This window comes from Flexivirga oryzae (assembly GCF_014190805.1).
Classification (GTDB): domain Bacteria; phylum Actinomycetota; class Actinomycetes; order Actinomycetales; family Dermatophilaceae; genus Flexivirga; species Flexivirga oryzae.
Genome location: NZ_JACHVQ010000001.1, coordinates 1,887,833 through 1,902,329, shown reverse-complemented (window position 1 = coordinate 1,902,329; position 14,497 = coordinate 1,887,833). Strand labels below are relative to the sequence as shown.

Sequence of the window (14,497 nt, the reverse complement as noted above, 5' to 3'; positions counted from 1 at the left end):
ATAACCGGTTCTGGTCGGTCGAGCAACCAGACCGTGCCACATGAGATCGCCTACCGGAACGGCGGCGTGCATGGCCGGTCCGAGACGCATGGTCTCGTCCCGGCACGTGAACTGCCGGATCACGCAGCGCAGGTGATGGCCCGAGCGACTCGCCGCGCCCACCTTCGCGGGTATGACGACGCTCCCGCCTAAGCTGACGACGACCGAACATATGTCGGACCACCGTCCCGAAGGAGCTGCCCCACTGTGCGAGTGCTCGGAGTCGACCCCGGCCTGACCCGGTGCGGTCTCGGCGTCGTCGAGGGAGGCATCGGGCAGCCGGTGCGGATGGTCGCGGTCGGCGTCGTGCGCACGCCCGTCACCGACGACCCGGCCGAGCGGCTGCTCAGCCTGCAGACCGAGATCGACGAGTGGATGGAGCGCTACGAGCCCGACTCGGTCGCGGTGGAGCGCGTCTTCGCCAAGGCCAACATCAAGGGGATCATGGGCACCGCCCAGGCCTCCGCCATACCGATGCTCGCGGCGGCCCGGCGCGGGCTGCCGCTCGCGCTGCACACGCCGAGCGAGGTGAAGGCGTCGGTGACGGGCAACGGGCGCGCCGACAAGGCGCAGGTCACCTCGATGGTCACCCGCATCCTGCGGCTGGACACCGCACCCAAACCTGCCGACGCCGCAGACGCGCTGGCCATCGCCATCTGCCAGGTATGGCGGGGAGGCGCCCAGGACCGCATCGCGGCCGCCGTCGCCAGGCAGCGCGCTGCCGCCGGAGCCCGCCGATGATCGCCACGCTGCGCGGCACGGTGCTGCACGTCGGGCTCGACCAGGTCGTTGTCGAGGTCGGCGGGGTCGGGCTGCTGACCCACACCACGCCGGGCACCGCCGCCGCGCTGCGGCCCGGGGGAGAGGCGTCGCTGTCGACCACGCTCGTGGTGCGCGAGGACGCGCTCACGCTCTACGGCTTCAGCACCGCCGACGAACGCGACCTGTTCGAGCTGGTGCAGACGGTCAGCGGGGTCGGCCCGCGGATCGCGCTGGCCATGCTCGCCGTCGCCAGCCCCGACCAGATCCGGGCCGCCATCGCCGGCGGCGACGTCGCCGCCCTGGTCAAAACGCCCGGCATCGGCAAGAAGGGCGCCGAACGCATCGTGCTGGAGCTGAAGGACAAGGTCGGCCCCGTCGTGGGCGCAGGCACCCACGACACGCCGGCAGCGCCGTCCGGCAGCAGCCACGGCCAGGTCAGCGAGGCCCTCATCGGACTCGGCTGGTCGGCCAAGCAGGCCGACGACGCGGTCGCCAAGGTGTCCGCCGCCGACCCGGCCGTCACCGACGTGTCCGCGCTGCTGCGTGCCGCACTGCGCGAACTCGGGCGGTGACGGCACACATGACCGCCGACGGCATCATGGACGCCATGGAGGAACGCGAGAGTGACGGGTCGTATGACGCCTCCGCGCGCATCGTCGACCCCGGAGGGGATGAGGAGGAGCGCCGCGTCGAGGCGGCGCTGCGTCCCAAGCGACTGGCCGACTTCCCCGGCCAGCCGCGGGTGCGCGACCAGCTCAGCCTCGTCCTGGAGGCGGCCCGCCGCCGGCAGCGCCCGCCCGACCACGTGCTGCTGTCCGGGCCGCCCGGACTCGGCAAGACGTCGCTGGCGATGATCATCGCCGCGGAGCTGGAGCAGCCGATCCGCATCACCAGCGGCCCGGCGATCCAGCACGCGGGCGACCTGGCTGCCATCCTCTCCTCGCTCGCCGAGGGCGAGGTGCTGTTCCTGGACGAGATCCACCGGATGGCCAGGCCCGCCGAGGAGATGCTCTACCTGGCGATGGAGGACTTCCGGGTCGACGTGGTCGTCGGCAAGGGGCCGGGCGCCACCGCCATACCCCTGGAGCTGCCGCCGTTCACGGTGGTCGGCGCGACCACCCGGGCGGGTCTGCTCCCGGCCCCGTTGCGCGACCGGTTCGGTTTCACCGGGCACCTGGACTTCTACAGCGCCGACGACCTGGCGCAGATCCTCACCCGCAACGCCACGCTGCTCGGCATCGACTCCACCCACCAGGGCATCACCGAGATCGCCGGTCGTTCCCGCGGCACGCCCCGCATCGCCAACCGGTTGCTGCGCCGGGTCCGTGACTACGCCCAGGTGCACGGGACCGGCGTGCTCGACCGGGACGCCGCGCAGGCGGCGCTGGCGTTGTTCGACGTCGACAAGAGCGGTCTGGACCGGTTGGACCGCGCGGTGCTCGAAGCGTTGTGCCGCCGGTTCGGCGGCGGTCCGGTCGGGCTGTCGACGCTCGCGGTCGCGGTCGGCGAGGAGCCGGACACGGTCGAGACGGTGTCCGAGCCCTACCTGGTCCGGGAGGGTTACCTCGTGCGCACCCCGCGCGGCCGGGCCGCTGCGCCGCTCGCCTGGGAACATCTCGGGCTCACCGCGCCACCCACGGCGGCGCCGAGCGCCATACCCTTGCCTTTGGAGGACGAGGGCGGCGGTCGATTCGGCGGCTGATCCGACACGGGCGGAACCCGACCACCCGTCGGCGACGTTACTCACTTAGACTCACCCGTCGGCCGCCTTGCGCTGCCCCGACCGGACCCGATCTCAAGGACTGACTTTTCGATGTATGCACTGGAGCGGCGATGGGCACGCTGATTCTTGTCGTGCCCCTGCTGTTGATCGCCTGGCTCTTCTGGACCCAGCGCAGGCGTCAGCAGCAGATGCGGTCGGCGCAGGACCAGATCGAGGTGGGGCAGGAGGTCAGCACGACCTCCGGTCTGCTCGGCACCCTGGTCGCCCTCGACGACGAGGAGGGGAGCATCGAGGTCTCCCCAGGTGTGCAGGTACGTTTCGTACGGCGCGCGATCATGCCGCGTGAGCACGTGACCGGCCAGGGCGGTGCTCGCCAGCAGCCCGACGAGGACGACGCACCGAACGCGGTCGACCTCGACAAGCACGACGACCAGACCCCCGAGACGAAGGCCGAATAGGTGGCAACCCGAGCACGTCGTTCCGCAGGGGTGAATCCCCGGCGGGTCCTGGCCATTCTGTTGTTGCTGGTCCTGGCGTTGTATGGCGGCATCGCCGCCGCCTCGCAGTGGGCGCACCCGAAGGGCAAGTGGGTCCCGCTGCTCGGCCTCGACCTCGAGGGCGGCCGTCAGATCACCCTGCAACCGATCGTCGGCAAGGGACAGAAGGTCAACGCCGGTCAGGTGAGCCAGGCGGTCGACATCATCCGCAATCGCGTCAACGGCAACGGTGTGTCCGAGGCCCAGGTCTCCACCCTGAACAACAAGCTGATCGTGGTGTCGCTGCCGGGCAACCCGACCCAGGCGACCCTCGACTCGCTGGCGCAGTCGTCGCAGCTGGCGTTCCGGGCGGTGATCCAGACCCAGCAGCTGCCGGTGGCCACCCCCACGCCGACCGCCACGTCGAGTTCGTCGAGCTCGTCGACGGCGTCGTCGAGCAGCCCCGCCTCGTCGAGCGCGTCCGGCAAGACGTCCGTGAGTTCGTCGACGTCGAAGGCCGGCTCCGCGTCATCGACCGCGAGTTCCACCGCGTCGGGCGCGAACGACGTGCTGCCGCAGGCGTTCCTGGCCGACACGAAGTCGCCGTCCTCCACCGCGTCGTCGTCATCGGCAGCGTCCTCGTCGGCGAAGGCCTCCTCGTCGGCGTCGTCGTCGGCGAAGGCGTCCTCGGCCCCGTCCAGCACTGCGACGCCCAGCCCGACGTCGACCGAGCCGCAGCGGCAGCTGCCCGGCGCCCGTCCCGAACCGACCTCGGCCAGCGACACCGCCTGGGGCAATCTGCCGGTCGACAAGGTCTGGGTCGACAACGGGATGGCCACGGCCGGCGAGACCTACGCGCAGCTGTTCTCCGCGTTCCCGTGCACCGCCGCGCAACACGCGAAGGGCACGCCGTCGATCGAGAAGTGGCGTGAGGTCGCGGCCCAGGCGCCGCAGGACCAGGCGAACGTCGGGTGCAGTGACACGACCAAGTTCCTGATGGGACCGGTGGAGATCACCGGTAAGGAACTGAGCGGCGCCTCCTGGGGCAACACGACGAACACGCAAGGTGTCCTGACCAGCGAGATCGCCGTCAACCTGACGCTGGACAGCAAGGGCAAGGCGGAGTTCGCGAAGGTCACCGAGCGGCTGATGGGCTACACCTACCAGTCGGACCAGAACCGCTTCGCGATCACCATGGACGGCGGCGTGATCACGGCGCCGGGCACGTCGTCGGTGATCACCGACGGGCAGGCGCAGATCACCGGTAACTTCACCGAGTCCAGCGCCAAGACCCTGGCCAACCAGCTGAAGTACGGCGCCCTCCCGTTCTCCTTCAAGGAGCTGACCTCCAGCCAGGTCAGTCCCCAGGTCGGCACCGACCAGCTGCAGAAGGGCATCCTCGCGGGTGTCATCGGCCTGCTGCTCGTGGTGGTCTACTCGCTGCTGCAGTACCGCATGCTCGGCTTCGTCACCGTGGCGTCGCTCTGTGTCGCCGGGGTCTTCAGCTACGGCCTGGTGGTGCTGCTCGGCACGACGGCCGGCTTCCGTCTCACCATGGCCGGTGTCACCGGTCTGATCGTGTCGATCGGTATCACCGCCGACAGTTTCATCGTCTACTTCGAGCGGGTGAGAGACGAAGTCAGATCCGGGCGGCCCCTGCGGGCCGCGGTCGAGACCGGATGGGCACGTGCCCGACGCACGATCATCATCTCGGACATGGTCAACTTCCTCGCCTCCGCCGTGCTGTACGTGCTCAGTGAGGACAACGTCAAGGCGTTCGCCTTCACCCTCGGGTTGTCCACGGTGGTCGACATCGGCGTCGTCATGATGTTCACCCACCCGGTGCTGACCCTGCTGGCACGCACCAAGTTCTTCGGTGGCGGGCACAAGTGGTCCGGTTTCGATCCGGATCGGCTGGGTGCCCGCGGTGTGACGTATGCCGGCCGCGGTCGCGTGACGATCGCCGACCGCAAGGCAGCCGCGGGAGCCGCGACCGCCACCCGAGGAGGGGAGGCCTGATGGCCAGCTTCGCGCAGTTCGGTAACGACCTGTTCACCGGTCGCCGGCAGGTCAACTTCATCGGTCGCCGGCGCACCTGGTACGTCCTGACCGGCATCCTGCTGATCATCGCGGCGGTGGGTCTCTTCGGCCGCGGGCTCAACTTCAGCCTCGAGTTCAAGGGCGGTTCGCAGGTCTCGGTCGCCGACGTCAGCAACAGCAGCAACTTCGACCAGCGGGCGCACGACGCGGTCAAGGCCGCGGTCGGCAGCGACGCGAACCTCGAGGTCACCACCGGGAGTTCGGCCGGCACGACGACGGTGATCGTCGAGTCCAAGAAGCTCGGCAACGGCACGTTGCCCGACACCGACAAGGTGGCGCGGGCGCTGGCCAAGGAGTTCGGGGTCAAAGAGAAGTCGGTGACGTCCCAGTTCATCGGGCCGTCCTGGGGTAGCTCGGTCACCCACAAGGCGATCCAGGCGCTGATCGTCTTCCTGTTACTGCTCGCGATCCTGCTGTCGGTCTACTTCCGCACCTGGACCATGGCCGCGGCCGCGCTCGTCGCGCTGGTGCACGACCTGTTCTTCACCGTCGGCATCTACGCGCTGACCGGCATCGAGATCTCGCCGGCCACCATGATCGGCTTCCTCACCATCCTGGGTTACTCGATCTACGACACCGTGGTGGTGTTCGACAAGGTCCGGGAGAACACCGACGAGGCGATCAAGACCGGCAACCGCACCTATGCGCAGGCGGCCAACTACGCCGTCAACCAGACGCTGGTCCGGTCGATCAACACCTCGGTCGTCGCGCTGCTGCCGATCACCGCGATCATGGTCGTCGGCATCTTCCTGCTCGGTCCGGGCACGCTGCTCGACCTCGCGGTCGCGCTGTTCTTCGGTATCGCCGTCGGCACCTACTCCTCGATCTTCATCGCGACGCCGTTGCTGGTGTCGCTGCGCCACCGGGAGCCGGTCATCAAGGAGCTGGACCGGCGCGCCAAGGCCTACCAGGCGAGCCAGGCGAGCGTCCTGGCCAAGAGCGGCACCCGCGACCAGCACACCCCGGGTGAGTCGGCGTCCGGTGTCATCGAGCCGGAGCGCGCCAAGGCCGCCGCGGCCGCGATGGCGACCAAGACGCGTCGCCGCGAGATCCACCCGCTGGCCAAGCGTTCGGAGGACTGAGCGGTGACCACCGCGTCGGCCACCGCGGCCGGGATCCTCGCTGCGCACACCCGGGAGGTCGCCGACTTCCCCAAACCCGGTGTGATGTTCAAGGATCTGACACCGTTGTTCCGCGACCCTGCCGCCTTCGACGTGGTCCTGGCGGACATCGCCGCCCGGTGGGCCGGTCAGGTCGACGTCGTGGCCGGGGTCGAGGCCCGCGGCTTCATCATCGGCGCGCCGCTCGCGCTGCGGATGGGTCTGGGGTTCGTCCCGATCCGCAAGGCGGGCAAGCTGCCGGGTGACACCCACGCCCGCTCCTACGACCTGGAGTACGGCACCGCCACCATCGAGGTCACCACCGACGCGTTCACCGCGGGCCATCGCGTACTCCTGGTCGACGACGTGCTCGCCACCGGCGGCACCGCGGCCGCCGCCTGCGACCTGGTGGAGGGCGCCGGCGCGCAGGTGGTCGGGCTGGAGATGCTGCTGGAGCTGAGCTTCCTGGGTGGCCGCGACCGGCTGCCCGGCCGCGAGGTCCGCGCCATCTTGGTCGACTGACCACGCCTCACGACCACCTTTCCGGAGCACACTGCTCGCGCCACTACACTCGGTTCATGAGCCAGGACGAGCGCACCAGCAATCCGTCGGGTGCCTCCCGGGTGCGTGCCCGGCTCGTCCGCTTCGGTGCTCCCCGCCCGAGCACCAACCGCGAGATCGAGCCGCTGCTCGCCATCGTCCGCGCCACGCACCCGAAGGCCGACCTGGCGGTCATCGACCGCGCCTACTCGGTCGCGGAGACGGCCCACCGCGGCCAACTGCGCAAGTCCGGCGACCCCTACATCACCCACCCGCTCGCCGTCGCCACGATCCTGGCCGAGCTGGGTATGACGCCACCGACGCTCGCCGCGGCGCTGCTGCACGACACGGTGGAGGACACGCCATACAGCCTGCAGCAGTTGACCGAGGAGTTCGGCGACGAGATCGCCATGCTGGTCGACGGTGTCACCAAACTGGACAAGGTCACCTACGGCGACGCCGCGCAGGCCGAGACGGTCCGCAAGATGGTCATCGCGATGGCCAAGGACATCCGGGTGCTGGTCATCAAGCTCGCCGACCGGCTGCACAACGCGCGCACCTGGCGCTATGTGTCGGCCGAGTCCGCCCAGCGCAAGGCCACCGAGACGCTGGAGATCTACGCCCCGCTGGCCCACCGGCTCGGCATGAACACCATCAAGTGGGAGCTGGAGGACCTGTCGTTCGCCACGCTCTATCCGAAGGTCTACGACGAGATCGCCCGACTGGTGGCCGACCGTGCGCCGGCCCGCGAGGAGTACCTGCGCGGCGTCCGGGAGCAGGTCACCGCCGACCTGCGGTCCGCCAAGATCAAGGCGACCGTCACCGGCCGGCCCAAGCACTACTACTCCGTCTACCAGAAGATGATCGTGCGCGGCCGCGACTTCGAGGACATCTACGACCTCGTCGCGATCCGGGTGCTGGTGGAGTCGGTGCGCGACTGTTACGCCGTGCTCGGCACGATCCACTCGCGGTGGAGCCCCCTGCCCGGGCGGTTCAAGGACTACATCGCGATGCCGAAGTTCAACATGTACCAGTCGTTGCACACGACGGTTATGGGGCCGCAGGGCAAGCCGGTGGAGATCCAGATCCGCACCTTCGCGATGCACCGCCGCGCCGAATACGGTGTCGCGGCGCACTGGAAGTACAAGGAGGACGCCAAGAAGGGCGGCGACCCCGACAGCGACACCGGCCCGGTCAACGACATGACCTGGCTGCGGCAGCTGCTGGACTGGCAGCGGGAGACCGCCGACCCGGGGGAGTTCCTGGAGTCGCTGCGGTTCGACGTCGGGTCGCGGGAGGTCTACGTCTTCACCCCGAAGGGTTCGGTCATCGGGCTGCCGGCCGGGTCGACACCGGTGGACTTCGCGTATGCCGTGCACACCGAGGTCGGCCACCACACCATCGGCGGCCGGGTCAACGGCCGGCTGGTGCCGCTGGAGTCCCGCCTGGAGAACGGCGACGTCGTCGAGATCCTGACCTCCAAGGCGGACGGCGCCGGGCCGAGCCGTGACTGGCTGAATTTCGTCAAGAGCCCTCGGGCGCGCAACAAGATCCGCCAGTGGTTCTCCAAGGAGCGTCGTGAGGAGGCCATCGAGAACGGCAAGGACGCACTGGCCCGCACGATCCGCAAGAAGGGCCTCGGCATCCAGCGGCTGATGTCGCACGAGTCGCTGACGGCGGTGGCCGAGCAGCTGAAGTATCACGACATCGACGCCCTGTATGCCGCCATCGGCGACAGCCATGTCTCACCGGACCACGTGGTCAAGCAGCTGGTCACGATGCTCGGCGGCGAGGAGGGCACCACCGAGGACCTCGCCGAGGCGACCAACCCGGTGCGCCGCAACCGCCGTTCGTCGGCCGCGGATCCGGGCGTGACCGTGGTCGGCACCGACGACGTGTGGGTGAAGCTGGCGCGGTGCTGTACCCCGGTGCCCGGCGACGACATCATCGGTTTCGTCACGACCGGCAACGGCGTGTCCGTGCACCGTCGCGACTGCACCAACGCCGAGCAGTTGCTGGCCCAGCCGGAGCGGCTGATCAACGTCGCGTGGTCGCCGTCGGCCGCGTCGGTCTTCCTGGTGCAGTTGCAGGTCGAGGCGCTGGACCGCAACCGGCTGCTGTCCGATGTCACCCGGGTGCTGTCCGACCAGCACGTCAACATCCTGTCGGCGTCCGTGCAGACCACCCGCAACCGGGTGGCGATCTCGAAGTTCACCTTCGAGATGGGTGACCCCAGCCACCTGGAGCACGTCATCAAGGCGGTCCGCAAGATCGACGGCGTCTTCGACGTCTACCGCATCACCGGCTCCGGGCACCGCAGCACCGAGGCGCCGGCGACCAGCCAGTCCTGACCGCCGGAGTCGGGGGACGCCTCGCGCTGGGGCCGGCGGCTTCGCGTCACCGAGAGTGCAGTTGTGGTCGTTCCGACGCGGGTGGAACGACCACAACTGCACTCTCGCCGGGTGTCCGGTCACCGGTGGACGCCCAGCGCCGCGCCGATCGAGCGAAGCGCCGGCCGCGGGTCGGCGTTGTCGGCGCCGTTCAGTTCGATCACGGCCCAGTCCCCGGTGCGCATCGCGCGTCGACGGACCTGGTCGTGACGCCGCTGCTCGACCGTGAAGTGGTAATCACCGTCGTACTCCACGACGAGGCGCTGCTCGCGCCATACGAAATCTCCGATGCCCAGCCACCGGCCCGCCGGATCCCGGACCTCCACGTTCAGCTCGGGCTCGGGGTAGCCGGCAGCCCGGAACCGTAGCCGCCACAACGTTTCCTGCGGGGAGAGCACGCCGGGCCGGACGAGCTCGAGCGCGTCGCGGGCTCGTCTGATGCCCCGCGCTCCGCTGTGCGCCTCGACGGTATGCCGCAAGGTGGTCGCGAGGTCCGGCTGGTGTTGCAGGATCGCGTCCCCGAGGATCACCAGCTCCTCGAGTGTGCGAAGAGGTGCGAGGTCCAACCAGGTCTCGACCGGGGAGACGACCGGCAGGTCGTGGACGGACCAGATCTCGCGGTGTTGCAGCCCGCGATGCATCACCATGCCGCGCCGTCGGACGAAGACACCGTCCGGCAAAGTCACGTGCAGCCGTGGGTCTTTGCGGTCCGGCAGGCCGAGCAGCGCACTCGCGGTCGCGTGCGAGTAGGCCGACCGCCGGGCCGGCAGCACCTTCAGGTGGGCTGCCGCACGTTCGACCAGGTCCGGGTCGGCCGACGTGAGGCGCAGGCCGCGTGTCGGCGTCGCCAGTGCGCGGTGCCGCAAGCGGCGCAGCGTCACGCCGTGCGCGATCGCCTCGCGCGTCGTGAACGACGTACCGAGCTCCACCGGTAGCGGTGACGGGGTGCGGACCATCGGGGCAGTGTGCCCGGATTCGGGGTGATGCTGCCGGGCGTCATCCACAGGCCGCGATCTGGCGCACCGAGAGTGCAGTTGTGGTCGTTCCGACGCGGGTAGAACGACCACAACTGCACTCTCGGCGGGACCGGGCGCCGGACATTGCCCCGACGCGCAAGACAACCTCGCACCAGCTCGGGACGTCCTTGGAAGTACGGGGAACGGCATCGTGCCGTTCGGGGAACCAAGGGGGAATCATCATGGGCATCTTGCGCAGCCGTCTCGCCATCGCGGGCATCGCCGGCGCACTCGCGGCTTCGGGCGCCATCGCGACGGCCGGGAACAGTTCTGCCACCGGAAGCGCGGCACCGAGCTCGACGTCCGGCTCGACCGGCGGCAGCGCGACCTCGTCCGGCAGTCCGTCCGGCGAAGCCGAACCACACGCGTGGGCGACACCCGGTGCGTGCACCGATGTGCTCGGGTCGGCATACCGGAGCACGGTGTTCCACATCCAGAACACGACGTCCGAAAACGCACAGATGTCAGTCACGTTCGGCAGTTATGGGCGCAAGGGCGAGACGAGCCGCGAGGGCTTCACCCTCGCTCCGGGGGCGTCGAAGACCGTGCCGATGACGTTGCCTGACACGTCCGCGCAGATCCAGCTGCAGGTGACCTGGTACGACGCCTCAGCCGGCGACTCCGACCCGTACATCCCGATCTTCTGGCTGATGCCGGGGTCGTCCCCGGCACCGACGAGCGCGACGCGACTGTGCGCCGCCGGCGCGAACCCGACGTCCGAACCGCCGACGCCGTCACCGGTGACGACCGAGGTGGGTGTCACCGGCTGAGGCCGGAGCTGGAGGCTGTGGACAACGCCAGCGGGAGTGTGCCGGACAGCGGCATGCTCTCGCGGCATGACACTTTCACCACAGCAATGCACACCGATCCGCACCGAGCGTGACCTGTTCGAGCGCTGGAGGATGTTCATGGGCGACGGCGGTTTCGGCCGCCGGAGCCTGTGGCTGATCTTCCTGGACGACCGGGGGCAGCAATCGGAGTTCCTGATGCCCATCGACGACATCCCGATGCTGCCCGACGCACGTGACGTGCGCGCGATCGGCGACCTGATCGGCCGGCTGCGGGAGGAGACCGGCGTGGCGCAGGTCCCGATGCTGATCTCCAGACCGGGCCGCGAGCAGATGACCGAGGGGGACCGGCGGTGGGCGGTCGCGCTCACCGCCGCCGTGCGCGATCAGCACCCGCGCTGGCCGATCCACCTCGCCACTCGTGGCCGGGTGCAGGTGTTCACCCCGGACGACCTGCTCGGCTCGCGGGCGAGCTGAGCCGCTCCCATATCAGCCGAGCAGCACGACGGGTCCGTCGGTGCCTGCACCGGATCCGGGACCGGTGATGCCTGCGAGATCGGCGAACAGCGCTGCGGTCCCGGCGATCCCGTTGAAAAGCGCGAGATCCCCGTCGGCGCCGTGCAGGCCGCACGGCCACGCCGCGGGGTCGTCACCTGCGGTGTCGAGGAAGTCTCGCGCGGCGTCCAGCGCGAGGTCACGGTGCTGTGGCTCGTCGAGCGCGGACGCGGCCAGATCGAGCACGGCGGCCGTTGCGCCCACCCCGTGGCACAGCGTCCAGCCCTCGCCGAGTGCGTCCGCGCCGTACGCGGCCCAGGCCTCGCGCTCGCGCCAGACCTCGGCCCCGCAGGCCTGGACCGCGACCTCGAGCTCGGCGCGGATGGTTTCCCCGGACCACGGGGCCACCAGGCCGAGCGCGGACAGTTCGAGCAGCCGCAGCCGGACAGCGGCCGCACCGGCCGCGCCGTGACACCAGCGAGCCGCCCACACCGGTTGGGCCCCCCGCAGGTCCGGCCAGCCACCGTGCAGCGGGTCGGACCAGCTGGACTCGAAGCGCAGTGCCTCGGCCGCGAGTGACAGCGCGGACTCAGCCAGCGCCGGCCAGCGCCGGGCAGCTTCGGCAAGTGACCAGGCGATCCCGCTGGCGCCGTGCGCCATACCGCACAGGGGTCGTGCCTCGTCACCGTCCTGTGCGGGATCCGGCCAGCCGCGTCCCCACAGTTGCCGCTCGGAGCGCCACCACAGGGCGTCGACGAGTGCGGTGGCCAACTCGGCCGAACCCTGCGGAGACCGGCTGTGCGCCAACAGCACGCCGGCGAGCCCGTCGGTCAGGTCGTTGCTCGGCACGGCTGCCAGCAGCCGTGCCGGATCGCCTTGTGCTCCAGGCAGTTCCGCAGCTGAGTCGAGCAGCGCGATGCCGCTGCGACCCGCGAGCAGACCGACGCCGGGCAGTGACGGACGGTGGCGTACCGCGCGGGCCGCCCGCCGGCCGAGCGCCGACACATCTGGCCGGCCGACCGCTGATCCGATGCGCTGCAGCGTCCACCCGATGCCGGCGTCGCCGTCGTACACCGAAGACCGGCCGGCGGTGCATCGCTCCGGAGTGCCCGCATCGCCCAGCACCCAGGTCGGCCAGCTCACCTGGTCCGCGGACTCGATCACGGTGTCCTGCAACAGGTTCAGGCACGCGGTGACACTGTCACGCAGGCGGTCAGCGATGTCGGCGGCGTCGCTGGGCGCGGCCTGTGCCGGGTTCGCAAGAGTGCTCATGCCAGCACTCCGATCGCGCGCAGGTGCGGTGCGTGCTGGTCGACCCCGTGCTCGTCGAAGACCTCGGCCACGACGTCGGAGAAGGCGGCGCACCGGGCGTCGGCCCGCCAGTAGGCCTCCGCCAGCCACGCGCAGCGGACCTCGCCGAAGCTGCGCCCGTCGCCGGGGTCCTCGCTCCACGCGATGCCCGGTGCCAGCACCTCGGTGAACGGTGGTGTTGCGTTGCGCACGTGCTCGACGCAGGCGCTGTGCAGCACCTCGAAGACGTCCTCCCGGCACCTGTCGGGCAGGTAGAGCACCACGGCATCGGCCCGGTCCAGCGCCACCGGATCGGTGGCGACCTTGAGCGCCCACTGATCGGTGACCCGGGGGACCACGCGGGTGATCTCGTGCACCAGCCGGGCCAGTTCCACCCGCCGCGGCGCGAGGTAGACCCTGGACAGGTCGCGGGGCGTCTCGTCCTGCTGCCAGGCGTCTCCCCAGGTGCGCCACCACCCTTGCTCCTCGTGTCCACCCCGTCTGCGGGTGATGCGCAGCAGTGAGCCCACGACCGGGGCGAGGCCGGCGCCGCCGCCGACGGTGAGGTAGTCGCCACGGCCGAGCGCCCGGCGCCTGGTCTGGTCGGACACGACCGCAGCGCCGTAGGCGCCGACGGCGACCGTCGGCCATGCCTCGGGCGACCACTCCAGTCCGCCGGAATGTGCCGCACGCAGCGCCCAACCGACGGGTGGGTCCCAGCGGCCGGGTTTGGTGCCGCCCGGGCGGGGCGCCGCCCACCAGTGCTCGTAGAGCGTCATGGCGACGTCGTCCGCGTCCGCCATCACCGTGAGCACGTGATGGGCCGCTCGCAACTCGTCAGTGGTGCGTTTGTCCCAGGTCATGGCGAATCCTCCTGCGCCAGAACAGCATTCCGTCGGGCGTCGAGGAGCAGTTCCTCGACGATGGGCTGGTTGTCGGTGTCCGGTTGTGCAGCGTGCTGCCACGCGGTGACGAGCGCGCGCACGGCACGCCAGGCAGGGGAGTACGGCGCGCCGGGACCACCGGAGGCGACATACACCTGCCGGAACGGCTCCGCCGGGAGACCGACCGAGGTGAGGGTCTGCTCGAGGGTGACGACGTCCCAGCAGGGGTCACCACGGCCGGCCGACTCCAGATCGATGAGGGTCACCTCGCCCCGGTCGTCGACGACCAGGTTGGTGGCGGACAGGTCACCGTGCGTCCAGGCGGCGCACCGCGACCATGCCGTCGCCAACGGCCGCAATGCGGCAAGGACGGCTGGTTCGCGCCAGCTCGCGAGCACCGCGTCACGGTCGTGGCTCGCCGGGTGCGTCGTCATCGACGGCAAGGGTTCGGGCAGCAACGGCCAGGGCGGCCGCGCACCGGTGACCGAGCCGTCGATCGGTGCGGTGTGCAGCCGGGCGAGCATCCGGCCGAGCGACTCGGCCAGCCGAGCGGACGACGTCCCCCCGAAGGACATCGTCAGCAGGTCCCGCCCGGCCGCCACACCGGTCCACACCACCGTTGACCCCCCGTGAGGAATCAACGGTGGTGTCAGACCCAGGGCATGCAACCGGGTCAGCGCGAACCGCTCGGCACCGACGACGTCGTCACCGTCGAGCAGGCTCGCCACCCCCGGCTGCTTGCAGTAGGCGATCGGTCGCCCACGTCGTTGCACGCAGTGCACCCCGTTGGTCCGGGGCACGGGCACCACGTGCGCGGCGCCGGAGATCGCATCGCCGCCGCTGAGCAGACCTGCCCGTACGGCGAGGGACAGGATCTCCGGTGTGCCGGTCATC

The 14,497-nt window shown here is 70.2% G+C and carries 14 protein-coding genes; 10 read left to right on the top strand and 4 right to left on the bottom strand.

Going from position 1 to position 14,497, the window contains the following annotated elements; all coding sequences use genetic code 11:
• Positions 1–246: 246 nt before the first annotated feature.
• From ruvC to FHU39_RS08800, 8 genes are all read left to right on the top strand, one after another.
• Positions 247–780, top strand: coding sequence for a crossover junction endodeoxyribonuclease RuvC (gene ruvC / locus FHU39_RS08835; RefSeq protein ID WP_183320005.1), 534 nt, complete (start codon positions 247–249; stop codon positions 778–780).
• Positions 777–1,373, top strand: coding sequence for a Holliday junction branch migration protein RuvA (ruvA, locus tag FHU39_RS08830; RefSeq protein ID WP_183320004.1), 597 nt, complete (start codon positions 777–779; stop codon positions 1,371–1,373). The genes ruvC and ruvA overlap by 4 nt, the downstream gene beginning before the upstream one ends.
• A 26-nt stretch (positions 1,374–1,399) precedes the next feature.
• Complete coding sequence (gene ruvB / locus FHU39_RS08825; protein ID WP_246336464.1) at positions 1,400–2,503, top strand: Holliday junction branch migration DNA helicase RuvB; 1,104 nt, start codon at positions 1,400–1,402, stop codon at positions 2,501–2,503.
• Between the two features lie 131 nt (positions 2,504–2,634).
• Entirely contained in the window at positions 2,635–2,982 is a 348-nt protein-coding gene (yajC, locus tag FHU39_RS08820) for a preprotein translocase subunit YajC (protein ID WP_183320003.1), read from the top strand.
• Positions 2,983–5,019 (top strand): protein translocase subunit SecD, encoded by a 2,037-nt coding sequence (gene secD, locus FHU39_RS08815; protein ID WP_183320002.1) that lies wholly within the window; start codon positions 2,983–2,985, stop codon positions 5,017–5,019.
• Positions 5,019–6,182: a protein translocase subunit SecF gene (gene secF / locus FHU39_RS08810; RefSeq protein ID WP_183320001.1), complete on the top strand. Its 1,164-nt coding sequence runs from the start codon at positions 5,019–5,021 to the stop codon at positions 6,180–6,182. The genes secD and secF overlap by 1 nt, the downstream gene beginning before the upstream one ends.
• A gap of 3 nt (positions 6,183–6,185) precedes the next feature.
• A complete protein-coding gene (locus FHU39_RS08805) occupies positions 6,186–6,722 on the top strand; it encodes an adenine phosphoribosyltransferase (protein ID WP_183320000.1) in 537 nt (178 codons plus the stop codon).
• A gap of 56 nt (positions 6,723–6,778) precedes the next feature.
• The gene (locus tag FHU39_RS08800) at positions 6,779–9,091 is read left to right on the top strand and encodes a RelA/SpoT family protein (protein WP_183319999.1); all 2,313 of its coding nucleotides are present in this window, start codon (positions 6,779–6,781) and stop codon (positions 9,089–9,091) included.
• Positions 9,092–9,210: 119 nt separating this feature from the next.
• On the opposite strand, the gene FHU39_RS08795 is transcribed toward FHU39_RS08800, so the two are convergent.
• Positions 9,211–10,086, bottom strand: a complete 876-nt coding sequence (locus FHU39_RS08795) for a DUF559 domain-containing protein (protein WP_183319998.1) — start codon at positions 10,084–10,086, stop codon at positions 9,211–9,213.
• A 242-nt stretch (positions 10,087–10,328) separates the two neighbouring features.
• Here FHU39_RS08795 and FHU39_RS08790 point away from each other — a divergent pair, with 242 nt between their 5' ends.
• Complete coding sequence (locus FHU39_RS08790) at positions 10,329–10,916, top strand: hypothetical protein (RefSeq protein WP_183319997.1); 588 nt, start codon at positions 10,329–10,331, stop codon at positions 10,914–10,916.
• A gap of 66 nt (positions 10,917–10,982) precedes the next feature.
• A complete protein-coding gene (locus FHU39_RS08785; RefSeq protein ID WP_183319996.1) occupies positions 10,983–11,411 on the top strand; it encodes a hypothetical protein in 429 nt (142 codons plus the stop codon).
• Between the two features lie 12 nt (positions 11,412–11,423).
• On the opposite strand, the gene FHU39_RS08780 is transcribed toward FHU39_RS08785, so the two are convergent.
• From FHU39_RS08780 to FHU39_RS08770, 3 genes are read right to left on the bottom strand one after another with little or no spacing between them, the layout of a single operon-like run.
• A complete protein-coding gene (locus FHU39_RS08780) occupies positions 11,424–12,701 on the bottom strand; it encodes a lanthionine synthetase LanC family protein (protein ID WP_183319995.1) in 1,278 nt (425 codons plus the stop codon).
• Positions 12,698–13,582: a T3SS effector HopA1 family protein gene (locus FHU39_RS08775; RefSeq protein WP_183319994.1), complete on the bottom strand. Its 885-nt coding sequence runs from the start codon at positions 13,580–13,582 to the stop codon at positions 12,698–12,700. Before FHU39_RS08775 ends, FHU39_RS08780 begins: the two co-directional genes overlap by 4 nt.
• The gene (locus tag FHU39_RS08770) at positions 13,579–14,496 is read right to left on the bottom strand and encodes a phosphotransferase family protein (protein ID WP_183319993.1); all 918 of its coding nucleotides are present in this window, start codon (positions 14,494–14,496) and stop codon (positions 13,579–13,581) included. The genes FHU39_RS08775 and FHU39_RS08770 overlap by 4 nt, the downstream gene beginning before the upstream one ends.
• Position 14,497: the final 1 nt, after the last annotated feature.